Here is a 21,106-nt window from a genome sequence, read left to right as displayed (position 1 = left end):
GATCTCGGCCGCGCGACCGGCGTGGACGGGGATCGCCCGGACAGGGGGCGTGCGCTGTGGCGGGAACCATGACATTCGGAACGGCGAGGGCTTCGCGGGCGGCGCGGACCGCCCGCTCCTCCCCGGCGGGAGACGAGCGGGGAGGAGCCGGAAGCGGAGCGGTCCGCGCGAGCGGGCCGCTGATCGTGACCGAGGACCTCGCGCTCCTCGACGACCTGCTGCGGCTCTGCGCCGCCGCGGGGGCGGAGCCCGAGGTGCACCACACCGTCCCGGAGCACCGCGCGAGCTGGGCCGAGGCACCGCTCGTCCTGGTCGGCTACGACGCCGCCGCCCGCTGCCGGGGTGCGGCGCGCAGGCCGGGGGTGATCCTCGTCGGGCGGGATCACGGCGGGCTCACCGATCCCCTCGCCGGCCCCGATCCGGACGTGTGGCGGCGCGCCGTCGACATCGGCGCCGACTGCGTCCTGCGGCTGCCCGACGCCGAGAGCTGGCTCGTCGACCGGATCGCCGACGCCGCCGAAGGCGCGGGACGGCAGGCGCTGACCGTCGGCGTCATCGGCGGCCGCGGCGGCGCCGGAGCGTCGACCCTGGCCTGTGCTCTCGCCCTGGCAGGAGCCAGGATCGGACGGCGCACGCTGCTCGTGGACGGCGACCCGCTCGGCGGCGGGCTCGACGTCCTGCTCGGCGGGGAGCGCGCCGAAGGCAGGCGGTGGCCCGACTTCGTCGCCTCCAAGGGGCGGGTCGGAGGCGGCGCCCTGGAGGAGTCACTGCCGTCTGTACGCGGGCTGCGCGTGCTGAGCTGGGACCGGGGGGACTCGGTCCTCGTGCCGGCCGAGGCCATGCGCTCCGTGCTCGCGGCGGCGCGCAGGCGAGGGGGCATCGTCGTCGTGGACCTGCCCCGCCGGGTCGACGCGGCGGTGAGCGAGGCCCTGGCCCAGCTGGATCTGGGACTCCTCGTCGTGCCCGGCGAACTGCGGGCCGTCGCGGCCGCCCAGCGGGTCGCCACGCTCGCGGGCGCGGTGCTGCGCGACCTGCGGGCCGTGGTGCGCGGGCCTTACGCGCCGGGTCTCGACGACCGATGGATCGCGGACGCCCTCGGCCTGCCGCTCGCCGGAGAACTCCCGCACGATCCCGAGGTGGCGGCCGCGCTCGACAGCGGGGCGCCGCCGGGCGGCGAGGCGCGCGGACCGCTCGGCCGGTTCTGCGCCTCGTTCTGGGAGCGGGCCCTGGCCACGGAGGGTGCCTCGTGACCACGGCCGGGACGACCGCCGGCGGCGCGGCCCTCCTGGAGGCGGTACGGCAGCGGCTCGCCGAAAGCGGGGCTGAGCCCACGCCCGCGCGGGTCGCGGCGGCACTGCGGGCCCAGGGGCGGCTGCTGGGCGACACGGAAGTACTGGGCGCGGCCGAGGCGCTGCGGTGCGAACTGATCGGCAGCGGCCCGCTGGAGCCGCTGCTCGCCGACCCCGCCGTCACCGATGTGCTGGTCTCGGCCCCCGACCGGGTCTGGGTCGACCGAGGTTCCGGTCTCGAACTGACCCCGGTCCGCTTCGCGGACGCTCCGGCCGTGCGCCGGCTGGCGCAGCGGCTCGCCGCGGTCGCCGGCCGCCGTCTGGACGACGCCCGGCCCTGGGTGGACGCCCGCCTCCCGGACGGGACCCGGATGCACGCAGTCCTGCCCCCGGTCGCGGTCGGGTCGACCTGCCTGTCGCTGCGGGTCGTGCGTCCGCGGGCTTTCTCCGTGGGCGAGTTGACCGAGGCGGGCACCGTCCCGCCGGGCGGGGAGCGGATCCTGCGCGCCCTGATCGAGGCCCGGGTCTCGTATCTGATCTCCGGTGGCACGGGCTCCGGAAAGACGACGCTCCTGTCCACGCTGCTCGGTCTCGTCGGTGAGCGCGAGCGGATCGTCCTCGCCGAGGACTCGGCCGAGCTGCGGCCCGACCATCCGCACGTGGTGCGCCTGGAGGCCCGGCCGGCGAACCAGGAGGGTGCGGGTCTGGTCACCTTGCGGGACCTGGTCCGTCAGGCCCTGCGGATGCGGCCCGACCGGCTGGTGGTCGGCGAGGTGCGGGGCGGGGAGGCCGTCGATCTCCTGGCGGCCCTCAACACGGGTCACGAAGGGGGCTCGGGAACGGTCCATGCCAACACGGCCGCGGACGTCCCGGCCCGCCTCGAAGCCCTCGGGACGGCTGCCGGGCTCGACCGGGCCGCGCTGCACAGCCAGTTGGGGGCCGGTCTCTCGGCCGTACTGCATCTCTCCAGGGATCGGACCGGCCGCAGGCGGATCGCCGAGATCCACGTCCTGGAGCGGAACCGGGAGGGGTTGGTGGCGACCGTGCCCGCGCTGCGCTGGGGGGCGGCGGGGTTCGAGCGCGAGCGCGGCTGGGAGCGGCTGCGGTCGCTGATCGGGGGCGTGTCATGAGGGGCGGACAGTGGGCGCTGGCCCAGGGGGCGTCGGTGCTCTGCGCGGGGGCCGCGGTCTGGCGGGTGGCCGAGCGGGAGCGCGGCCTTCGCCGTGCGCGGCTGGTTCTCGCGGGAGTCGGCGCGCTGGGTCGCGCGGGGGTTCCGGGACGGGCGGGTCCGTCGTGGCGGGCGGTCTGCGAGCGCTGGTCGGGTGTCGTCCGGGGGCGGCGGGCCTGGCTCTGCCTGCCGGTGGCGGCGGTGCTCGCCGTCCTCGCGCAGTCGCCGCTGCCGCTGGTGGCGGGGGCGCTCGCGGTGCCCCTGACGGGGCGGCGACTGCGGGCGAGAGCTCTTCGCAGGGAGCGGGAGGCGCGGTCGGACGCGGTGGTGGCCCTCTGCGGCGCGGTCGCGGCCGAGTTGAGAGCCGGCCGACAGCCCGCGCGGGCACTGCTCTTCGGGATCGGAGCGACGCAGGCGCTCGGGCCGGAGGAGGAGGCCGAGGTGGTCGCCGCCGCCCGGTTCGGCGGAGATGTGGCGCAGGCGCTGCGGAGCGCGGCGCGACAGGACGGCGCAGACGGGCTGGCCGGTCTCGCGGCTTGCTGGCAGGTCGCGGTCGACGGCGGAGCGGGCCTGGCCGCGGGCCTCGACCGGCTGGAGGCGGCGCTGCGGGAGCACCGCGACCAGCGGGAGCGGCTGCGGGCCCAACTGGCGGGAGCCTGGGCGACGGTGGCCGTCCTGGCGGTGTTGCCCGCGGTGGGGATCGTGCTCGGTACGGCGCTGGGCGCCCGTCCGCTGTACGTGCTGTTCCACACGCCGGTGGGGCTCGGGTGTCTGGCCGTCGGCACGGCGCTGGAGGCGGCGGGGCTGTGGTGGGCCGCGCACATCGTCCGGGGAGGGGAGCGGGAGTGACCGGAGTGACCGGTCTCCCGGGGGAGTTCGTCCACAGGCTGGGGGTGGCGGTCGCGGCGGTCGCCCTCGCCGCCTGGGCGGTCCGGACCGTTACCGACCGGCGGCATGAGCGGCGGGCCCGGAAGCGGCTCCTGGATCTGGTGGGCACCCGGGCGACACGCGAGGGGCGGCGGGGGCACGGCGTTCCCGCCCGGCTCCGGACATGGGCCGTGCCTCTTGCGGCGGCTGCCGGAGGCTGGGCGCTGATCGGAGGGCCTGCCGGAGTCCTCGCGGGCATCCTGGCGGGCTGGGGCGCCTGGCGGTGGACCACGCGGCGGGCTTCGGCGGGCGCGGCCGGGGACGAGGACGAGGTGGCACGCCAACTGCCTCTCGCGGCGGATCTGCTGGCGGCCTGCGCGTCCGCCGGTGCCGGGCCCGGTGAGGCCGCCGAGGCGGTCGGGCGGTCGTTGGGCGGACCGGTCGGCGATCAGCTGGCCCGGACGGCTGCCGAGCTGCGCCTGGGCGGCGAACCGGCGGACGTGTGGCGGAGGTTCGGCGCGATACCGGGCGCGGAGGGGCTGGCCCGCTGTCTTGAGCGGGCGGGTTCCTCCGGGGCGCCCGCCGCCGAGGCCGTCACCAGGCACGCGGCCGACCTGCGGGCGGACCGCGCCAGGAAGGCGTCGGCCCGCGCGCAGCGGGCCCAGGTGCTGATCACAGCCCCGGTAGGGCTCTGCTTCCTGCCCGCCTTCCTGGCGGTGGGAGTGGCCCCGGTGGTGATCGGCCTGGCGACCGGGCTGCTGCGCACCTGACCGACGAGCGAGGACGCGGACGAACACGAACCGCGAACGCACACGAACCACGAACGCACACGAACCGCGAACGCACACGCACGAACGAATCAGAACGAACACGGCGACGACGCATGGGGGTTGGCATGAAAACGATGAGCGCGTGGTGGCGGGCCCGACGGGCGGCCCGGAGCGATGCGGGGATGACCACGTCGGAGTACGCGATGGGCACCATCGCGGCGGCTGGTTTCGCGACCGTGCTGTACAAGATCGTGACCAGCGGATCGGTCTCCGGTGCGCTGGAGTCCGTGATCGGCAAGGCGCTCGATGCGCCGTTCTGACGACCGGGGCGCCGTGACCGTGGAGGCCGCGATGGCCCTCCCCACCCTGGTGGTGTTCACCATGGCCCTGGTCTGGGCGCTCGGCGCCGCGGCGGCGCAGATCCAGTGCGTGGACGCGGCGCGGGCCGGCGCGCGGGCGGTGGCGAGAGCGGAGCCGGTGTCCGGCGCCGAGGCCGCCGCCAGGGCCGCCGCGCCCGAGGGGGCCAGCGTTTCCGTCACCCGGTCGGGCGAGCTGTGGCGGGTGAATGTGGAGGCGCCGGCCCCCGGGCCCGGCGGGATGGGGCTCACGCTGCGCGCAGGGGCGGCGGCGCTCGCCGAGGACACGGCGGGGGTGACGCCGCCGTGAGCCGGGCGAGGGCAGGCCGACAGGCGGCCTCGGCGCGGGACGAGCGGGGGGTGGGCGCCGCGCGGGACGACCGGGGGATGGCGACGGTCTGGACGGCCTTCGCGGCCTGCGTCCTGTGCGTGGTGTTCGGGGCCGTCCTGGCGCTGGGACAGGCCGTGGCGGCCCGGCACCGGGCGGGAGGGGCCGCGGACCTGGCGGCGCTCGCCGCCGCCGACCGGGCCCTGTGGGGGGAGGAGGCCGCGTGCGCGGCGGCGGTCCGGGTGGCCGGGGCACAGGGCGCCTCGGTGGTGCGCTGCTCGGTGCGGGGCGACGTCGCGGACGTGACGGCGGCGGTGCGCCTCGGGCCCTACGCACCGGCGGTCAGGGCGCGGGCGGGGCCGGCTCAGGCGCTGCCGGGGCTTCCCGCAGCAGTTCCGTGAGCAGGCGTACGGCGCCGCGCTTGTGAAGCGGGTCGTTGCCGTTGCCGCACTTGGGGGACTGGATGCAGGACGGGCAGCCCGCCTCGCACTCGCAGGAGGCGATCGCCTCGCGGGTCGCCGTCAACCAGGCGCGGGCGGTGTGGAAGGCCCGCTCGGCGAAGCCCGCGCCACCCGGATGGCCGTCGTAGACGAAGACGGTGGGCAGCAGGGTGTCCGGATGGAGCGGTACGGACACGCCGCCGATGTCCCAGCGGTCGCAGGTGGCGAAGAGCGGCAGCATGCCGATGGAGGCGTGTTCGGCGGCGTGCAGGGCCCCGCCGAGGATCTCCGGGTTGATCCGGGCGGCGTCCAGCTGGTCCTCGGTGACCGTCCACCACACGGCCCGGGTGCGCAGCGTGCGGGGCGGCAGGTCGAGCTTGGTCTCACCGAGCACCTCGCCGCTGATCAGGCGGCGGCGCAGGAACGAGACGACCTGGTTGGTGACCTCGACGGAGCCGTAGCAGAGGCGGCCGGCGCCCCAGGGGATCTCGGTGTCGGTTTCGAGGACGGAGATGGAGGTGGTGTCCCGGGCGGTGGTGGAGTACGGCGGGGCGGCCTCCTCGACCAGGGCCACCGAGTCCTTCAGGTCAAGGGTCTTCACCAGGTAGGTACGGCCCTGGTGGAGGTGGACGGCGCCCTCGTGGACGGCGGTGTGCGAGGCCGCCTCGTCGACCGTGCCGAGGAGGCGGCCGGTGGCGGCCTCCACGATCTGGACGGGGCTTCCGCCCCCGCCCCGGATGTCGGTCAGGTCGGCGGCCCGCTCGCGCCGGGTCCAGTACCAGCCGGTGGAGCGCTTCCGGAGCAGTCCGGCGTCCTCCAGCTGGGGCAACAGGCCGGGGACGGCCGGGCCGAAGAGGGCCAGGTCGGCGTCGGTCAGGGGCAGCTCGGCCGCCGCGGCGCACAGATGGGGGGCGAGGACGTAGGGGTTGTCGGGGTCCAGGACCGTCGACTCGACCGGCTGCCGGAACAGCGCCTCGGGGTGGTGGACGAGGAAGGTGTCCAGCGGGTCGTCGCGGGCGACCAGGATCGCCAGGGCGCCCTCGCCCGAACGTCCGGCGCGGCCCGCCTGCTGCCACAGGGAGGCTCGGGTGCCCGGGTACCCGGCGATCACCACGGCGTCCAGTCCGGAGACGTCCACGCCCAGCTCCAGGGCCGTGGTGGCGGCAAGGCCGAGGAGCTCGCCCGAGTGCAGGGCTCGCTCCAGGGCCCGGCGTTCCTCGGGCAGGTAGCCGCCCCGGTAGGCGGCGACCCGGCGGGCCAGGGAGCGGTCGACCTCGGCCAGCCGCTCCTGGGCGATGACCGAGATCAGCTCGGCGCCGCGCCGGGAGCGGACGAAGGCGACCGAGCGGACGCCCTGGACGGTCAGGTCCGTCAGCAGGTCGGCGGTCTCGGCGGTGGCCGTGCGGCGCACCGGAGCGCCCTGCTCGCCGTGGAGCTCGGTGAGCGGCGGCTCCCAGAGGGCGAAGACCAGCTCGCCGCGCGGCGAGGCGTCGTCGGAGACCTCCGAGACCGGCAGACCGGTCAGCCGGCCGGCGGCCAGTGCGGGCTCGGCGGAGGTGGCGGAGGCGAGCAGGAAGACGGGGTCCGCGCCGTACCGGGCGCAGACACGCCGAAGCCGTCGCAGCACTTGGGCGACATGCGAGCCGAAGACTCCCCGGTAGGTGTGGCACTCGTCGATCACGACGTAGCGCAGGGAGCGCAGGAAGGAGGACCACCTGGGGTGGGACGGGAGGATGCCCCGGTGCAGCATGTCGGGGTTGGTCAGCACGTAGTTCGCGTACTGGCGGACCCACTCGCGCTCCTCGACCGGCGTGTCGCCGTCGTAGACGGCCGGCCGGATCCGGTTGCCGAGCGGGGCCGCGAGCTCACGGACCGCACGGCGCTGGTCGGCCGCCAGGGCCTTCGTGGGTGCCAGGTACAGCGCGGTGGCCCCCCGGCCGTTCGCGGCCTCGGAGCCGTCCAGGAGCGTGGTCAGGACCGGGGCGAGATAGGCCAGCGACTTGCCCGAGGCGGTGCCCGTGGCGATCACCACGGATTCGCCGTCCAGGGCGCGCTCGGCGGCCTCCGCCTGGTGGGCCCAGGGGTGCTCGATGCCCGCCTCCTGGATCGCTCTGATCACTTCCGTTCGGATGCGATGCGGCCAGACTGCATGCCGGCCCTCCCGGGCGGGCAAGTGCTCCGTATGAGTGATGCGCGCGGCCCGGCTCTCGCCCGAGGAGAGCCGGTCGAGGACCATGCCGGGAGAGGGGCGGTTGCCCGTCTCCCCGGCTGGACGACTGGGGCGGTGATTCTTGGCCATCGGCACCGAGTGTGTCACTGGCGTGACGGACAATGCTCCCAAGCCGTCGTGCATGGCTGCTGGTAAGTGATTGAATGCCATCGCGGCTGGCGATCCGTCCCCCGACTCCGCCGGGGAGACTTGAGGGGCGACCGCTCGATAGCAAGGTGCTGGAGGATCCGTGGACCTGTCCCTGTCGACTCGCAATGTGTCCGGCCCGAGTGGCGACCGTACGGTCGTCGAGGTCGGTGGCGAGATTGATGTGTATACCGCGCCCAAGCTGCGCGAGCAGTTGGTCGAGTTGGTGAACGACGGCAGCTACCACCTGGTTGTCGACATGGAGGGCGTGGACTTCCTCGACTCGACCGGCCTCGGCGTGCTGGTGGGCGGCCTGAAGCGCGTGCGCGCGCACGAGGGCTCGTTGCGCCTGGTCTGCAACCAGGAGCGCATTCTCAAGATCTTCCGGATCACTGGTCTGACCAAGGTGTTCCCCATCCACACCACGGTCGACGAGGCCGTCAACGCCACCGACTGACGTCCGGCCGGCGTCGGAAGATGCAGGGGAGAACCGGGCGGACACGCCCGGTCCTCCGAGTTGCCCGCCCAGATGTTCCTAGGGGGACCGCATGGCCACCGTTGAACTCCGCTTCAGCGCCCAGCCCGAGCACGTCCGCACGGCCCGCCTCGTGGCGGCCGCGGTGGCGCGCCGGGCCGGGGTCGACGAGGCGGTCCTCGACGAGGTCAGACTCGCCGTCGGCGAGGCGTGTTCCCGTGCCGTCGGACTCCACCGGAGCAACGGGGTCACCACTCCCGTGAAGGTGGTGCTGACCGAGGAGGAGAAGACGTTCTCCATCGAGGTCGGCGACGAGGTCCCGGGCGCGGGCGTGGCGGCGGCCGATGCCGCCGGTGTGCCCGGTGCGCGGGACGAGGCTCCCGTCGAGGAGTTCGACGACGCCGACGGCGAGGACGAGATGGGCCTCGCCGTGATCCGCGGGCTCGTGGACGACGTCGAGGTGCGGGCGGGCGAGGAGGGCGGGGTCCTCAGGATGAGCTGGCCGACGACACCGGCGGTCGCGCTCCCCTGACCGAATCCGATCATCCGAGATCATGAGAAGAGGCCCTGCCGAGCAGGGCCTCTTCTCATTTCTCCAGATCATCGATCATGCGTAAATGCTTTGGGCCCATTACCGCTTTCGGTGGGAAGATCAAGGCAATGGGGAATTCCGATTGCGGCGCCCTGTTTTGATCAGGTTCCGCTCCCTACAATCCGTCCACATCTTGAGCTCGCAACGTCAAGGAGGACGAATGGCGGGGCTCTTCAACCCAGAACTGACCGGACACCCCACTTCTCTCGCCGCGGCGGTACTCACGGACGAGAACCGTACGATCGTGATCGTCATCGCGGCCGTCGCGCTCGCGGCCCTGCTCGTCGCCCAGCTGCTGGTACGCCAGGTGCTCGCAGCCGGTGAGGGCACCGACTCGATGAAGAAGATCGCAGCCGCCGTGCAGGAAGGCGCCAACGCCTATCTCGCACGCCAGCTGCGCACCCTCGGGATCTTCGCCGTCGTCGTGTTCTTCCTGTTGTTGTTGCTGCCCGCCGACAACTGGTCGCAGCGCGCCGGCCGCTCCCTGTTCTTCCTGGTCGGTGCGCTTTTCTCGGCGGCGACCGGATACATCGGCATGCGGCTCGCCGTACGAGCGAATGTACGAGTCGCGGCGGCCGCCCGAGAAGCGACCCCGGCGCCGGGAGAACCGGAAAAGGATCTGACGGCCGTCGCCCACAAGGCGATGAAGATCGCTTTCCGTACGGGCGGAGTGGTCGGCATGTTCACCGTGGGCCTCGGCCTGCTCGGTGCCGCCTGCGTCGTCCTCGTCTACGCGGCCGACGCGCCCAAGGTTCTGGAGGGCTTCGGCCTCGGAGCCGCGCTCATCGCCATGTTCATGCGTGTCGGCGGCGGAATCTTCACCAAGGCGGCCGACGTGGGCGCCGACCTCGTCGGCAAGGTCGAGCAGGGCATCCCCGAGGACGACCCGCGCAACGCCGCGACCATCGCCGACAACGTGGGCGACAACGTCGGCGACTGTGCCGGCATGGCCGCCGACCTCTTCGAGTCGTACGCCGTCACGCTCGTCGCCGCGCTCATCCTGGGCAAGGCGGCTTTCGGCGACCTCGGGCTCGCGTTTCCCCTGATCGTCCCGGCGATCGGCGTGGTCACCGCGATGATCGGCATCTTCGCGGTCGCCCCGCGGCGCGCCGACCGCAGCGGAATGTCCGCCATCAACCGCGGCTTCTTCATCTCCGCGGTGATCTCCCTGGTCCTGGTCGCCATCGCCGTCTTCGTCTACCTGCCGTCCTCCTACGCCGACCTCGAGGGCGTGACCGAGCCGGGGATCCACGACCACCCCGGGGACCCGCGGATCCTCGCCCTGGTGGCCGTCGCCATCGGCATCGTCCTGGCCGCACTGATCCAGCAGCTCACCGGCTACTTCACCGAGACGACCCGGCGCCCGGTCAAGGACATCGGCAAGTCCTCCCTCACCGGCCCCGCCACCGTCGTCCTCGCCGGCATCTCCATCGGCCTGGAGTCCGCCGTCTACACCGCCCTGCTCATCGGCCTCTCCGTCTACGGGGCGTTCCTGCTCGGCGGCACGTCGATCATGCTGGCGCTCTTCGCGGTCGCCCTGGCCGGCACCGGACTGCTCACCACCGTCGGTGTCATCGTCGCCATGGACACCTTCGGACCGGTCTCCGACAACGCCCAGGGCATCGCCGAGATGTCCGGGGACGTCCAGGGCGCGGGCGCGCAGGTCCTCACCGACCTCGACGCCGTCGGGAACACCACCAAGGCCATCACGAAGGGCATCGCCATCGCGACCGCCGTCCTGGCGGCCGCGGCGCTCTTCGGCTCGTACCGCGACGCGATCGCCACCGCGGTCGCCGACGTCGGGGCCAAGGCCACCGGGATGACCCTCTCCATGGACATCTCGCAGCCCAACAACCTCTTCGGGATGGTCCTCGGCGCGGCGGTCGTCTTCCTCTTCTCGGGTCTCGCGATCAACGCCGTGTCGCGTTCGGCCGGGGCCGTGGTCTACGAGGTGCGGCGCCAGTTCCGCGAGCACCCCGGGATCATGACCTACACCGAGAAGCCCGAGTACGGGCGCGTGGTCGACATCTGCACCAAGGACGCGCTGCGCGAACTCGCCACGCCCGGGCTGCTCGCCGTCATGGCCCCCATCGCGGTCGGTTTCGCCCTCGGTGTCGGCGCGCTCGGCTCGTACCTCGCCGGCGCCATCGCCACCGGCACGCTGATGGCGGTCTTCCTCGCCAACTCCGGAGGCGCCTGGGACAACGCCAAGAAGCTCGTCGAGGACGGCCATCACGGCGGCAAGGGCAGCGAGGCGCATGCCGCGACCGTCATCGGCGACACCGTCGGCGACCCGTTCAAGGACACCGCGGGTCCGGCCATCAACCCGCTGCTCAAGGTGATGAACCTGGTCGCCCTGCTGATCGCGCCCGCCGTGGTGCAGTTCAGCTACGGCGACGACGCGAGCGGCGGGCTGCGGACGCTGGTCGCGATCCTCGCGATCCTCGTCATCGTCGGCGCCGTCTACGTCTCCAAGCGACGCTCCGTGGTCGTCGGGGACGACACGAGCGACGACACGGGTGACGAAGGCAACGCCGCCCGTCGGACGGCCGCCTCGCCGGACGCGCCGGTGATTTCGTAACACCAGATCAGAGGGCGGGTGGGCAGCGTGTGTTGACGTGCTGCCCACTCGCTGTTCGTGGCGGCGTGAGGCGTGTCTCGCTTGGTGCAATCGGCTTCAATCAGGGACGAATCCGTCGCACGAAAGGTGGATGTAGCCCGTTCGGCGTGTATGTTCCGGGGCCGAGAGTCTTGGAAGGGACCGAACCGGTGAACAAGAAGCTTGCTGTCGCGCTGTCCGGCGCCGCTGTCCTGGTGCTCACGCTGTCCGGCTGCAGCGACGACGGCGACAAGGTGAACGACTGGGCCAAGACGGTCTGCGACCAGGCACAGCCCCAGATCCAGAAGCGGGCCAACGCTCAGCAGCTCATCATCTCGACGGCTGCGGACGGCAAGCCGGCCGACATCCAGGCCGCGGACTCCAAGGCCTTCCAGGACATCGCCGACGCGGACCGGGCGCTCGCCAAGTCCGTGCAGGACGCCGGGGCGCCGCCCGTCGACAACGGTGAGACGCTCCAGCAGGACGCGGTCAAGGAGCTCAACGCCACGGCGGTGGCCTACGAGGGGCTGAAGAAGCAGGTCGACGCGCTCGACCCGAGCAACCAGCAGAAGTTCGCCGACGGTCTCCAGGACGTCGCCGACGGCCTGAAGAAGATCGAGAAGATGGACCAGGACGCGCTGGCCAAGCTGCAGTCCGGCGAGCTGGGCACGGCGATGGCGAAGCAGCCGGGCTGCCAGCGCGCGACCCCGTCGGCCGCCCCGAGCGGCACGGCCTCCCCGCAGGCGGGCTCCACGCCGTCGGGCAAGGCGACGGCCAAGCCGTCGAGTTCCGCCAGCAAGAGCAGCGGGGAGTAACACCCCCGGCAGGCACGAGCCGTACGAAGGGCCCCGGGCGCGCACGACCGCCCCGGGGCCCTCCGCGTGCCCGGCCCCTTCGCGTGCCCCGGCCCCTTCGCGTGCCCCGGCCCCTTCGCGTGCCCTGGCCTCTCGCCTGCCCCGGCCTTCGCGTGGCCTGGCCCGTCGTCTACGCGTGCGCCGGACCGGGCTCCACGTGCGCCACGCCGGTCCCTACGTGTGTCCACGCGCCGTTGCCGGCCGGGGACTTCGGCCCCGAGGGCGGGCGGTACGGGCGGGGCTGACGAGGCAATGTCCGTGGCGGCCCGCCACAATGGTGGCGTGAGTACGACCAGCCTGACCTCCCGCCTCCCCGCGCCCGCGCACGCCGCCCGGCTCCGCGAAGCCCTGCTCGCCGCCGACTTCACCGCCGACGGCCTGCTCGAACTGCTCGGCGCCCCCGCCTACGCGGCGCTCGCCCGCAGCGAGACCGTGCCCGCGCTGCGGGCCACCCGGGGGGACTCCCCGCTGGAGACCCTCGTACGGCTCTTCCTGCTCCAGCACCCCGTCTCCCGAGCCCGGGCAGCCGCCGCGCTGCCGCTGGAGGAGTGCCTGGAGGACGGCTGGCTGGTCCGGCCGGGCGAAGGCGGCGACGAGGAGGTCGGCGCCTCCGTCGACATCAGGCCGTACGGCGGCCCCGACGGGCAGGACTGGTTCATCGTCTCGGACCTGGGCTGCGCGGTCGGCGGAGCCGGTGGCATCGGCAGCAAGGAGGAGGGGGTCGTCCTGGGCGTCGGCGGCGCCTCCACCACGCTGGCCGGCATCACCGTCCGTACGCCGGTGGCCTCCGCGCTCGACCTCGGCACCGGCTCCGGCATCCAGGCCCTGCACGCCGCGCAGCACGCCACGCTGGTCACCGCCACCGACCTGAACCCGCGCGCCCTGGACTTCACCCGGCTCACCCTCGCGCTCTCCGGGGCCCGCGAGGCCGAGCTGCTCCAGGGCTCGCTCTTCGAGCCGGTCGACGGTGACACGTACGACCTGATCGTCTCCAACCCGCCGTTCGTCATCTCCCCGGGCGCCCGCCTCACCTACCGCGACGGCGGGATGGGCGGCGACGACCTGTGCCGCACGCTCGTACGGGAGGCCGGGGAGCGGCTCAACGACGGCGGGTACGCCCAGTTCCTCGCCAACTGGCAGCACGTCGAGGGCGAGGAGTGGCAGGACCGGCTGCGCTCCTGGGTGCCGCGCGGCTGCGACGCGTGGATCGTGCAGCGCGAGGTCCAGGACGTCACCCAGTACGCCGAGCTGTGGCTCCGGGACAGCGGCGACCACCGCGCGGACCCGGAGGCGTACACGGAGCGGTACGAGGCGTGGCTGGACGAGTTCGAGGCCCGTAAGACCAAGGCGGTCGGCTTCGGCTGGATCACCCTGCGCAGGAGCGCCGCCGTGGCCTCCGGCACGGTCGAGCCGTCGATCGTGATCGAGGAGTGGCCGCACCCGGTCGAGCAGCCGCTCGGCGACACGGTGCGCGCCCACTTCGAGCGTCAGGACTATCTGCGGACGCGCGACGACGCGGCCCTGCTCGCCGACCACTTCGCGCTCGCCCCCGAGGTCGTGCAGGAGCAGGTCGGGCTGCCGGGCGCCGAGGACCCGGAGCACGTGGTGCTGCGGCAGAACCGCGGCATGCGTCGCGCCACGAAGGTGGATCATGTGGGAGCCGGCTTCGCGGGCGTCTGCGACGGGACGCTCAGCGCGGGACGGATCCTGGACGCGATCGGTCAGCTGATGGGCGAGGACCCCGTGCTGCTGCGGGACCGCACCCCGCAGGCCATCCGGCTGCTCGTCGAGGAGGGCTTCCTGCTCCCGTCGTCCCCGATGTGACCGGCGCCCCGATGTGACCGACGCCCCGACGCCCCGACGCCCCGACGCCCCGGCGCCCGGCGCCCGGCGCCCCGGCGCCCCGTGTGGCCGACGCCCCGATGTGACCGACATCCCTCCTCGTGACCTGGCGAACGCGCCGTGTCACAGGGAGGGCACTACCGGCCATATTCGTGAACCCGTGCGGGACCGTCCGCGTCGTTCACCGGGAATTCGTACCCGCGACGCCGGGAGGTGCCAGCCTCGGCTTCCAGGGACCACGGGGGCCCCTGGAAGAGAACGGGGTACGGGCATGGAGAGCGGGCCTGCGATCTTCGCCGGAACGGCGTTCGCGCTGTTCGGAGCCGCGCTGCTGCTGTGGACGGGGATGCGCGTGGCGCACGGCGAACCGGTCGCGCAGGGGGTCGGGACCAGGACCGCCGCCACCCTGACGACGATCTTCGGACTGGTCTTCCTGCTGCTCGGGGTGTGGTGCTTCGGGCGCGTGTGACGACGAGGTTCCGCTTGAGCCCGCGCCACCGGACCGGGAGTCCGGGCGGCAGGAATGCCAGGAGTCGGGTTACCGTTCGAGTGGCCGTTGCGGGCTTTTGCCGTTTGACACGGGGGCGGGTTGTACCGTCACACTCCGCAGCGGCGGCAGCGTCACCGTGCGTGCCGCCGCCGTGCGTGCCATGCGGAGTGCCAGCGCCGTACGTGCCACCGAGCGTCGACCGGAGAGAAGAGCGAAGTTGTCCCCGACCAGCGAGACCGCACAGGGCGGCCGCCGACTCGTCATCGTCGAGTCGCCTGCCAAGGCGAAGACGATCAAGGGCTACCTCGGCCCCGGCTACGTCGTCGAGGCGAGCGTCGGGCACATCCGAGACCTCCCCAGCGGCGCCGCCGAGGTGCCGGAGAAGTACACCGGCGAGGTGCGCCGCCTCGGTGTCGACGTCGAGCACGACTTCCAGCCCATCTACGTCGTCAACGCCGACAAGAAGGCGCAGGTCAGGAAGCTCAAGGAGCAGCTGGCCGGGGTCGACGAACTCTTCCTCGCCACCGATGAGGACCGCGAGGGCGAAGCCATCGCGTGGCACCTTCTGGAAGTCCTGAAGCCCAAGGTCCCGGTCCACCGGATGGTCTTCCACGAGATCACCAAGGACGCGATCCAGGAGGCCGTGCGCAACCCGCGCGAGCTGAACAAGCGCATGGTGGACGCCCAGGAGACCCGTCGCATCCTCGACCGCCTCTACGGCTACGAGGTCTCGCCGGTCCTGTGGAAGAAGGTCATGCGCGGCCTGTCCGCGGGCCGCGTCCAGTCCGTCGCCACCCGTCTCGTCGTCGAGCGCGAGCGCGAGCGCATCGCCTTCCGCTCCGCCGAGTACTGGGACCTCACCGGCACCTTCTCCACCGGTCGCGCCGGCGACCCCTCCGATCCGTCGTCGCTGGTCGCCCGGCTGAACACGGTCGACGGCAAGCGCGTCGCGCAGGGCCGTGACTTCGGCCCCGACGGCCAGCTGAAGACCGCGAACATCCTCCACCTCGACGAGGAGAAGGCGCGGGCGCTCGCCGCCTCGCTCGCCGACACCTCGTTCAGCGTCCGGTCGGTCGAGTCGAAGCCGTACCGCCGCTCCCCGTACGCCCCGTTCCGTACGACCACCCTCCAGCAGGAGGCGAGCCGGAAGCTGGGCTTCGGCGCGAAGGCGACCATGCAGGTCGCCCAGAAGCTGTACGAGAACGGCTTCATCACGTACATGCGTACGGACTCGACGATCCTGTCCGACACCGCCGTCTCGGCGGCCCGGGCGCAGGTCACGCAGCTGTACGGCGCCGACTACCTGCCGGAGAAGCCGCGCGTCTACGCGGGCAAGGTCAAGAACGCGCAGGAGGCGCACGAGGCGATTCGCCCTTCGGGTGATCGTTTCCGCACCCCGGCGGAGACCGGTCTCACCGGCGACCAGTTCCGGCTGTACGAGCTGATCTGGAAGCGGACCGTCGCCTCCCAGATGAAGGACGCGACCGGAAACTCGGTCACCGTGAAGATCGGCGGCCGCTCCGCGGACGGCCGGGACGCCGAGTTCAGCGCCTCCGGCAAGACGATCACCTTCCACGGCTTCATGAAGGCGTACGTCGAGGGCGCCGACGACCCCAACGCCGAGCTGGACGACCGTGAGCGCCGGCTGCCGCAGGTCGCCGAGGGCGACGCGCTCTCCGCCGAGGAGATCACCGCGGACGGCCACGCGACCAAGCCCCCGGCCCGCTACACCGAGGCCTCGCTGGTCAAGGAGCTGGAGGAGCGCGAGATCGGCCGCCCGTCGACGTACGCGTCGATCATCGGCACGATCCTGGACCGCGGCTACGTCTTCAAGAAGGGGACGGCGCTCGTGCCGTCGTTCCTGAGCTTCGCCGTCGTCAACCTGCTGGAGAAGCACTTCGGCCGGCTCGTCGACTACTCCTTCACCGCCAAGATGGAGGACGACCTCGACCGCATCGCGCGGGGCGAGGCCCAGGCCGTGCCGTGGCTGAAGCGTTTCTACTTCGGCGAGGGCGGCGACTCCGCGGAGGGCGGCGCCGCCGACGCGGGCAACGGCGACGGCGACCACCTGGGCGGGCTGAAGGAGCTGGTGACCGACCTCGGCGCGATCGACGCCCGGGAGATCTCCTCCTTCCCGGTCGGCGAGGGCATCATGCTGCGCGTCGGCCGGTACGGCCCGTACGTCGAGCGCGGTGAGAAGGACGCCGAGGGGCACCAGCGGGCGGACGTGCCCGAGGACCTCGCGCCCGACGAGCTGACGATCGCGTACGCCGAGGAGCTGCTCGCCAAGCCGAGCGGCGACTTCGAGCTGGGCGTCGACCCGGTCAGCGGCAACCAGATCGTCGCGAAGGACGGCCGGTACGGCCCTTACGTCACCGAGATCCTTCCCGAGGACACCCCGAAGACCGGCAAGAACGCGGTGAAGCCGCGGACCGCCTCCCTCTTCAAGTCCATGGCGCTGGACACCGTCACGCTGGAGGACGCCCTCAAGCTGATGTCCCTGCCGCGCGTGGTGGGCGCGGACGCCGAAGGCGTGGAGATCACGGCGCAGAACGGCCGCTACGGCCCGTACCTGAAGAAGGGCACCGACTCGCGGTCGCTGACGGAGGAGGAGCAGCTCTTCACGATCACGCTGGAGGAGGCGCTCGCGATCTACGCGCAGCCCAAGCAGCGTGGCCGGGCGGCCGCCAAGCCGCCGCTGAAGGAGCTGGGCGTCGACCCGGTCAGCGAGAAGCCCGTCGTCGTCAAGGACGGCCGCTTCGGCCCGTACGTGACCGACGGCGAGACCAACGCAACCCTGCGGACCGGCGACAGCGTCGAGGAGATCACGCCCGAGCGCGGCTTCGAACTGCTCGCCGAGAAGCGTGCCAAGGGTCCGGCGAAGAAGGCGGCCAAGAAGGCGCCCGCGAAGAAGACGGCAGCCAAGAAGGCCACGCCGGCCAAGAAGACGGCGGCCAAGAAGACGGCCGCGAAGAAGACGACGACGGCGAAGTCCGCGGCGGCGAAGAAGACCACCGCCGCGAAGACGGCGGCGTCCAAGTCGGCCGCGTCCAAGCCGGAGTAGCCACACGTTCGCAGGTGTAAGGGGCGGGGTCCTGGACACCCGTCCCTTACACGTTTCCCGGGCCCCCGACGTTTGTTCGGATGCAGGCCACGGGGAGTCAGAGGGTCCGGATAGGGTGGACGGATGACGCGAGCAGAGCAGCCAGACTCCGACGTCGCGCTTGTCGCAGACTCCCGGGAGCGCGCCGTACGGGCGCTTTTGCGCCACCAGCCCCTCCGGAGACTGTGGAGCGCTCAGTTCGTCGGTGGGACCGGTGACGCGCTCGCCGTGCTCGTCCTGGTGCTCCTCGGGCTCCAGGCCGCCGTCTCCGAAGGCGCCTTCGGTGGCGGGTACCGCGGCGCGGCGCTCGCCGTCGCGGCGGTGATCGGCGCCCGGCTGCTGGCCTCGGTGCTCTTCGGGGCCGTCCTGCTCGGACCGCTCACCACGCTCACCGGGCCCTCGGGCGTGCTCGACCGCCGCTGGACGATGATCGGCGCCGACGGTCTGCGGATCGCGCTGCTCGTGATCGCCCCCCTGTGGATCGACTGGGTCCCGGACAAGGCGCTCGGCTTCCTGCTCGGCACCGTCTTCGTCACCGGCGCCGCCGAGCGGCTGTGGACCGTGGCCCGCGAGGGCGCGGCCCCCGCACTGCTGCCCGCGCCGCCGCTGGAGGGCGCCGCCGTACGTCCGCTGCCGGACCACCTCGACGCGCTGCGCCGACTCTCGCTGCGTACCGGCTTCCTGGCCGTACCGGCAGCGGCCGCCGTGCTCCTCGTCGCCACACTGCTCAGCAATCTGCTGGGCACGGGCATCGAGTGGTTCACGCTGCATCAGGCCGCCCTCGGCTCGTACGTCGCCGCCGGCCTCTTCGCCGCCTCCGTCTCCGTCCTCTACTTCATCGAGCTGCCCGGCGGACAGACGCCGAGGCCCCGCTCGCCGCTGGAGGGCCTGCGCCGTCCCACGGCCGAGAAGGGCCGCACGGGCGCGGTCGGACTGCTCGTCCTCGCCTGCGCCATGGTCGCCGGAGCCGTCGCCGCCGCGGCGGCGGTCTCCGTCCTGCACGCGTACGACCTCGGCGGCGGCCCGGTCACCTTCGCCCTGCTCGTCCTGGCGCTGAGCGGCGCCACGGCCGTCGGCATCCGGACGGCCGGCTCCGTGCTCACCGTCCTCTCCCGCCGCCGGCTCCTCGCCCTCGCGATCGCCCTCACCGGCGTCGCGCTGCTCGCGATGGGCCTCGTGCCGGACACGGCCACGGTGCTCCTCCTCGCCGTCCTCGCCGGCTACGCGGCCGGTGTCGCCGCCAACACCGGCCACACCCTCGTCGACCAGGAGACCGAGGAGGCCCGGCGCCCCCGCGTCACCGAGCACCTGCAGGCCGTCGCCCTGGTCGCCATGGCCGTCGGCGCCCTCGGCGCGCCCCTGCTCGCCGCCGCCATCGGGCCGCACCGGCTCGCCTCCGGCAGCTTCGTCTTCGCCCACGGCGGCGCCGCGTTCACCCTGATGCTGGTCGGCGCGCTGCTGCTGCCCGTCGCGGCCGTCGTCCTTGCCAAGACCGACGACCGGTCCGGTGTACCGCTGCGCCGCGACCTGCGCGACGCGCTGCGCGGCGCCGACCCCGTCCAGGCGCCCGCCACGACGGGCTTCTTCATCGCCCTGGAGGGCGGCGACGGCGCCGGCAAGTCCACCCAGGCCGAGGCGCTCGCGGAATGGATCCGCGCCAAGGGCCACGAGGTCGTCGTCACACGCGAGCCGGGCGCCACCCCGATCGGCAAGCGGCTCCGCTCGATCCTGCTCGACGTCTCCAGCGCCGGGCTCTCGAACCGCGCCGAGGCGCTGCTGTACGCCGCCGACCGCGCCGAGCACGTCGACTCGCTGGTCAAGCCCGCCCTGGAGCGGGGCGCGGTGGTGATCTCCGACCGGTACATCGACTCGTCCGTGGCCTACCAGGGCGCGGGGCGTGATCTGTCGCCGACCGAGATCGCCCGGATCAACCGCTGGGCGACCGGCGGACTGGTCCCGCATCTGACCGTGCTCCTCGACGTCTCGCCGGAGACCGCGCGGGAACGGTTCACCGAGGCGCCGGACCGTCTGGAGTCCGAGCCGCCCGAGTTCCACGCGCGCGTGCGGGCCGGATTCCTCGCCCTGGCCGCCGGTGACCCCGGCCGCTACCTCGTCGTCGACGCCGGCCAGGAGCCGGAGGCCGTCACCACGGTCGTACGGCACCGGCTCGACCGGATGCTGCCGCTCTCCGAGGCCGAGGTGAAGGCCCAGGAGGAGGCGCGCCGGAAGGCCGAGGAGGAGGCCAGGCGCCGCGCCGAGGAAGAGGCCGCGCGCAAGGCGGAGGAGGAGCGGCTGGAGCGCGAGCGCCAGGAGCAGCTCGCCCGGCTCCGTGCCGAGGAGGAGGAGCGCAAGCGCCAGGAGGAGGAAGAGGCGCGTCGCCGCGAGGCGGAGCGCCAGGCCGAGGAGGCGCGCCGGCGCGCCGAGGAGGCCCGGCTGGCCGCCGAGGAGGAGCGCAAGCGGCGCGAGGCCGAGGAGAAGACCCGCCGCGAGGAGGAGGAACGCCGCCGCAAGCAGGCCGAGGAAGAGGCCCGGCTGCGTGCGGAGGCGGAGGAGCGCCGCCTCGAGAAGCAGCGCAAGGCCGAGGAGGCCCTGCTGCGTGCGGAGGAGGCCCGGCGCCTGGCGGAGGCCGCGGCGGCCAAGGCCGCGGAGGAGGCCGCGCGCAAGGCGGCGGCGGAGGCCGCCGAGAAGGCGGCTGCCGAGGCCGCGCGTGCCGAGGAGACGAGGAAGGCCGCGGAGGCGGCCCGTGCCGAGGAGGCGCGGAAGGCCGCCGAGGCACAGCGGGCGGCGGAGGCGAAGAGCGCCGCCGAGGCCGCCGAGGCACGGAAGGCCGCCGAGGCCGCTGCCGCCAAGGCCGCCGAGGCCGCCCGCGCGGCGGAGGCGTCGGCCAACGAGGTGACCGTCGAGACCCCCGTGGTGCAGCCGAACGACGTGACGCAGGCGGTGCCCCGCGTCTCGCCGAACGAGATCACCGTCCCGACCCCGATCGTGGACCCGGAGGCCGTTCGCCCGGAGGGGGCGAAGACGGCCCGGCCGGAGGCGAAGACGGCCCGGCCGGATGCCAAGAAGGCCCGGCCTGAGGCGGAGACCGTCCGGCCCGAGGCGGAGACCTCCGTCCTGCCGCAGGTGCGCGAGGCGGACGAGACGGCGGTCCTGCCGCCGGTGCGGGCCGCCGACGAGACGGCCGTGCTGCGTCCCGTACGGTCCACGGACCCGGTCGACCGGGTCCCGCCGGGCATCTTCCGTGACGAGCAGGCCGCCGGATCCAACGAGCAGACGCGCGAGCTGCCCCAGGTCGACGACCAGGGCCGTCCGCGCCGCCGCTCCGACTGGGCGGAGGAGACCCCGCTCGACGACCTCCCGACCCTGGCGGACGAGCTGCTCGGCCCGCACGACGACGAGGACGACGGCCGCCGCCGACGCCGCTGACGCGGGGCGGGATCTGGGACGGGGATCTGGGACGGGGATCTGAGACGGGGATCTGAGACGGGGATCTGAGGGGCGGGGCGCGGTGCGCCCCGCCCTCCGCTCTTCTCGCTCAGCCCGGCCGGTGGTGTCAGAGGGGTGCCCCACAATGGAG

At 73.4% G+C, this 21,106-nt stretch carries 16 protein-coding genes; 15 read left to right on the top strand and 1 reads right to left on the bottom strand.

The window, feature by feature from the left end:
- The first annotated feature begins 68 nt into the window (after positions 1-68).
- The 7 genes from ssd (at position 69) to ACZ3IJ_RS21540 (ending at position 5,179) form a co-directional block, all read left to right on the top strand.
- Positions 69-1,250, top strand: a complete 1,182-nt coding sequence (gene ssd, locus ACZ3IJ_RS21570; RefSeq protein ID WP_467470482.1) for a septum site-determining protein Ssd — start codon at positions 69-71, stop codon at positions 1,248-1,250.
- Positions 1,247-2,419 (top strand): TadA family conjugal transfer-associated ATPase, encoded by a 1,173-nt coding sequence (locus ACZ3IJ_RS21565; protein WP_467470480.1) that lies wholly within the window; start codon positions 1,247-1,249, stop codon positions 2,417-2,419. Before ssd ends, ACZ3IJ_RS21565 begins: the two co-directional genes overlap by 4 nt.
- Positions 2,416-3,306 carry a type II secretion system F family protein gene (locus tag ACZ3IJ_RS21560; RefSeq protein ID WP_467470478.1) on the top strand — a complete coding sequence of 297 codons (891 nt, stop codon included), beginning with the start codon at positions 2,416-2,418 and terminating at the stop codon, positions 3,304-3,306. The genes ACZ3IJ_RS21565 and ACZ3IJ_RS21560 overlap by 4 nt, the downstream gene beginning before the upstream one ends.
- Positions 3,307-3,311: 5 nt before the next feature.
- Complete coding sequence (locus ACZ3IJ_RS21555; protein ID WP_467470814.1) at positions 3,312-4,094, top strand: type II secretion system F family protein; 783 nt, start codon at positions 3,312-3,314, stop codon at positions 4,092-4,094.
- Positions 4,095-4,219: 125 nt separating this feature from the next.
- Entirely contained in the window at positions 4,220-4,414 is a 195-nt protein-coding gene (locus ACZ3IJ_RS21550) for a DUF4244 domain-containing protein (RefSeq protein ID WP_467470476.1), read from the top strand.
- Positions 4,401-4,760, top strand: coding sequence for a TadE family type IV pilus minor pilin (locus ACZ3IJ_RS21545; protein WP_467470475.1), 360 nt, complete (start codon positions 4,401-4,403; stop codon positions 4,758-4,760). The genes ACZ3IJ_RS21550 and ACZ3IJ_RS21545 overlap by 14 nt, the downstream gene beginning before the upstream one ends.
- On the top strand, positions 4,757-5,179 hold the full coding sequence (locus ACZ3IJ_RS21540; protein WP_467470473.1) for an Rv3654c family TadE-like protein: 423 nt from the start codon (positions 4,757-4,759) through the stop codon (positions 5,177-5,179). The genes ACZ3IJ_RS21545 and ACZ3IJ_RS21540 overlap by 4 nt, the downstream gene beginning before the upstream one ends.
- On the opposite strand, the gene ACZ3IJ_RS21535 is transcribed toward ACZ3IJ_RS21540, so the two are convergent.
- Positions 5,121-7,598, bottom strand: coding sequence for a DEAD/DEAH box helicase (locus tag ACZ3IJ_RS21535; protein ID WP_467470471.1), 2,478 nt, complete (start codon positions 7,596-7,598; stop codon positions 5,121-5,123). The two genes, ACZ3IJ_RS21540 and ACZ3IJ_RS21535, sit on opposite strands and share 59 nt — an antisense overlap.
- 79 nt (positions 7,599-7,677) lie before the next feature.
- Between ACZ3IJ_RS21535 and ACZ3IJ_RS21530 the strand changes: the two genes are divergently transcribed.
- The 8 genes from ACZ3IJ_RS21530 (at position 7,678) to tmk (ending at position 20,955) form a co-directional block, all read left to right on the top strand.
- On the top strand, positions 7,678-8,031 hold the full coding sequence (locus ACZ3IJ_RS21530) for an STAS domain-containing protein (RefSeq protein WP_137988538.1): 354 nt from the start codon (positions 7,678-7,680) through the stop codon (positions 8,029-8,031).
- A gap of 91 nt (positions 8,032-8,122) precedes the next feature.
- A complete protein-coding gene (locus ACZ3IJ_RS21525) occupies positions 8,123-8,581 on the top strand; it encodes an ATP-binding protein (protein ID WP_391801537.1) in 459 nt (152 codons plus the stop codon).
- A gap of 220 nt (positions 8,582-8,801) precedes the next feature.
- Positions 8,802-11,222, top strand: a complete 2,421-nt coding sequence (locus ACZ3IJ_RS21520; protein ID WP_467470468.1) for a sodium-translocating pyrophosphatase — start codon at positions 8,802-8,804, stop codon at positions 11,220-11,222.
- A gap of 188 nt (positions 11,223-11,410) precedes the next feature.
- Positions 11,411-12,055, top strand: coding sequence for a small secreted protein (locus tag ACZ3IJ_RS21515; protein ID WP_467470465.1), 645 nt, complete (start codon positions 11,411-11,413; stop codon positions 12,053-12,055).
- 291 nt (positions 12,056-12,346) lie between these two features.
- Positions 12,347-13,918 (top strand): DUF7059 domain-containing protein, encoded by a 1,572-nt coding sequence (locus ACZ3IJ_RS21510; RefSeq protein ID WP_467470463.1) that lies wholly within the window; start codon positions 12,347-12,349, stop codon positions 13,916-13,918.
- Between the two features lie 289 nt (positions 13,919-14,207).
- Positions 14,208-14,405: a hypothetical protein gene (locus tag ACZ3IJ_RS21505; protein WP_467470461.1), complete on the top strand. Its 198-nt coding sequence runs from the start codon at positions 14,208-14,210 to the stop codon at positions 14,403-14,405.
- Positions 14,406-14,643: 238 nt separating this feature from the next.
- Entirely contained in the window at positions 14,644-17,490 is a 2,847-nt protein-coding gene (gene topA, locus ACZ3IJ_RS21500) for a type I DNA topoisomerase (RefSeq protein WP_467470458.1), read from the top strand.
- 123 nt (positions 17,491-17,613) lie between these two features.
- Positions 17,614-20,955 (top strand): dTMP kinase, encoded by a 3,342-nt coding sequence (tmk, locus tag ACZ3IJ_RS21495; RefSeq protein ID WP_467470456.1) that lies wholly within the window; start codon positions 17,614-17,616, stop codon positions 20,953-20,955.
- Positions 20,956-21,106 lie beyond the last annotated feature (151 nt).

The organism is Streptomyces sp. NPDC013317 (genome assembly GCF_055563155.1).
The sequence above is the reverse complement of the archived record's forward strand: the minus strand, read 5'-3'. Positions and strand labels throughout refer to the sequence as shown.

What these genes read in the sequence shown, in the direction of transcription:
- ssd (WP_467470482.1), top strand. Translation starts at nt 69, where the DNA reads ATGACATTCGGAACGGCGAGGGCTTCGCGGGCGGCGCGGACCGCCCGC.
- ACZ3IJ_RS21560 (WP_467470478.1), top strand. Translation starts at nt 2,416, where the DNA reads ATGAGGGGCGGACAGTGGGCGCTGGCCCAGGGGGCGTCGGTGCTCTGC.
- ACZ3IJ_RS21550 (WP_467470476.1), top strand. Translation starts at nt 4,220, where the DNA reads ATGAAAACGATGAGCGCGTGGTGGCGGGCCCGACGGGCGGCCCGGAGC.
- ACZ3IJ_RS21545 (WP_467470475.1), top strand. Translation starts at nt 4,401, where the DNA reads ATGCGCCGTTCTGACGACCGGGGCGCCGTGACCGTGGAGGCCGCGATG.
- ACZ3IJ_RS21535 (WP_467470471.1), bottom strand. Translation starts at nt 7,598, where the DNA reads ATGGCATTCAATCACTTACCAGCAGCCATGCACGACGGCTTGGGAGCA.
- ACZ3IJ_RS21525 (WP_391801537.1), top strand. Translation starts at nt 8,123, where the DNA reads ATGGCCACCGTTGAACTCCGCTTCAGCGCCCAGCCCGAGCACGTCCGC.
- ACZ3IJ_RS21520 (WP_467470468.1), top strand. Translation starts at nt 8,802, where the DNA reads ATGGCGGGGCTCTTCAACCCAGAACTGACCGGACACCCCACTTCTCTC.
- ACZ3IJ_RS21510 (WP_467470463.1), top strand. Translation starts at nt 12,347, where the DNA reads ATGTCCGTGGCGGCCCGCCACAATGGTGGCGTGAGTACGACCAGCCTG.
- ACZ3IJ_RS21505 (WP_467470461.1), top strand. Translation starts at nt 14,208, where the DNA reads ATGGAGAGCGGGCCTGCGATCTTCGCCGGAACGGCGTTCGCGCTGTTC.
- tmk (WP_467470456.1), top strand. Translation starts at nt 17,614, where the DNA reads ATGACGCGAGCAGAGCAGCCAGACTCCGACGTCGCGCTTGTCGCAGAC.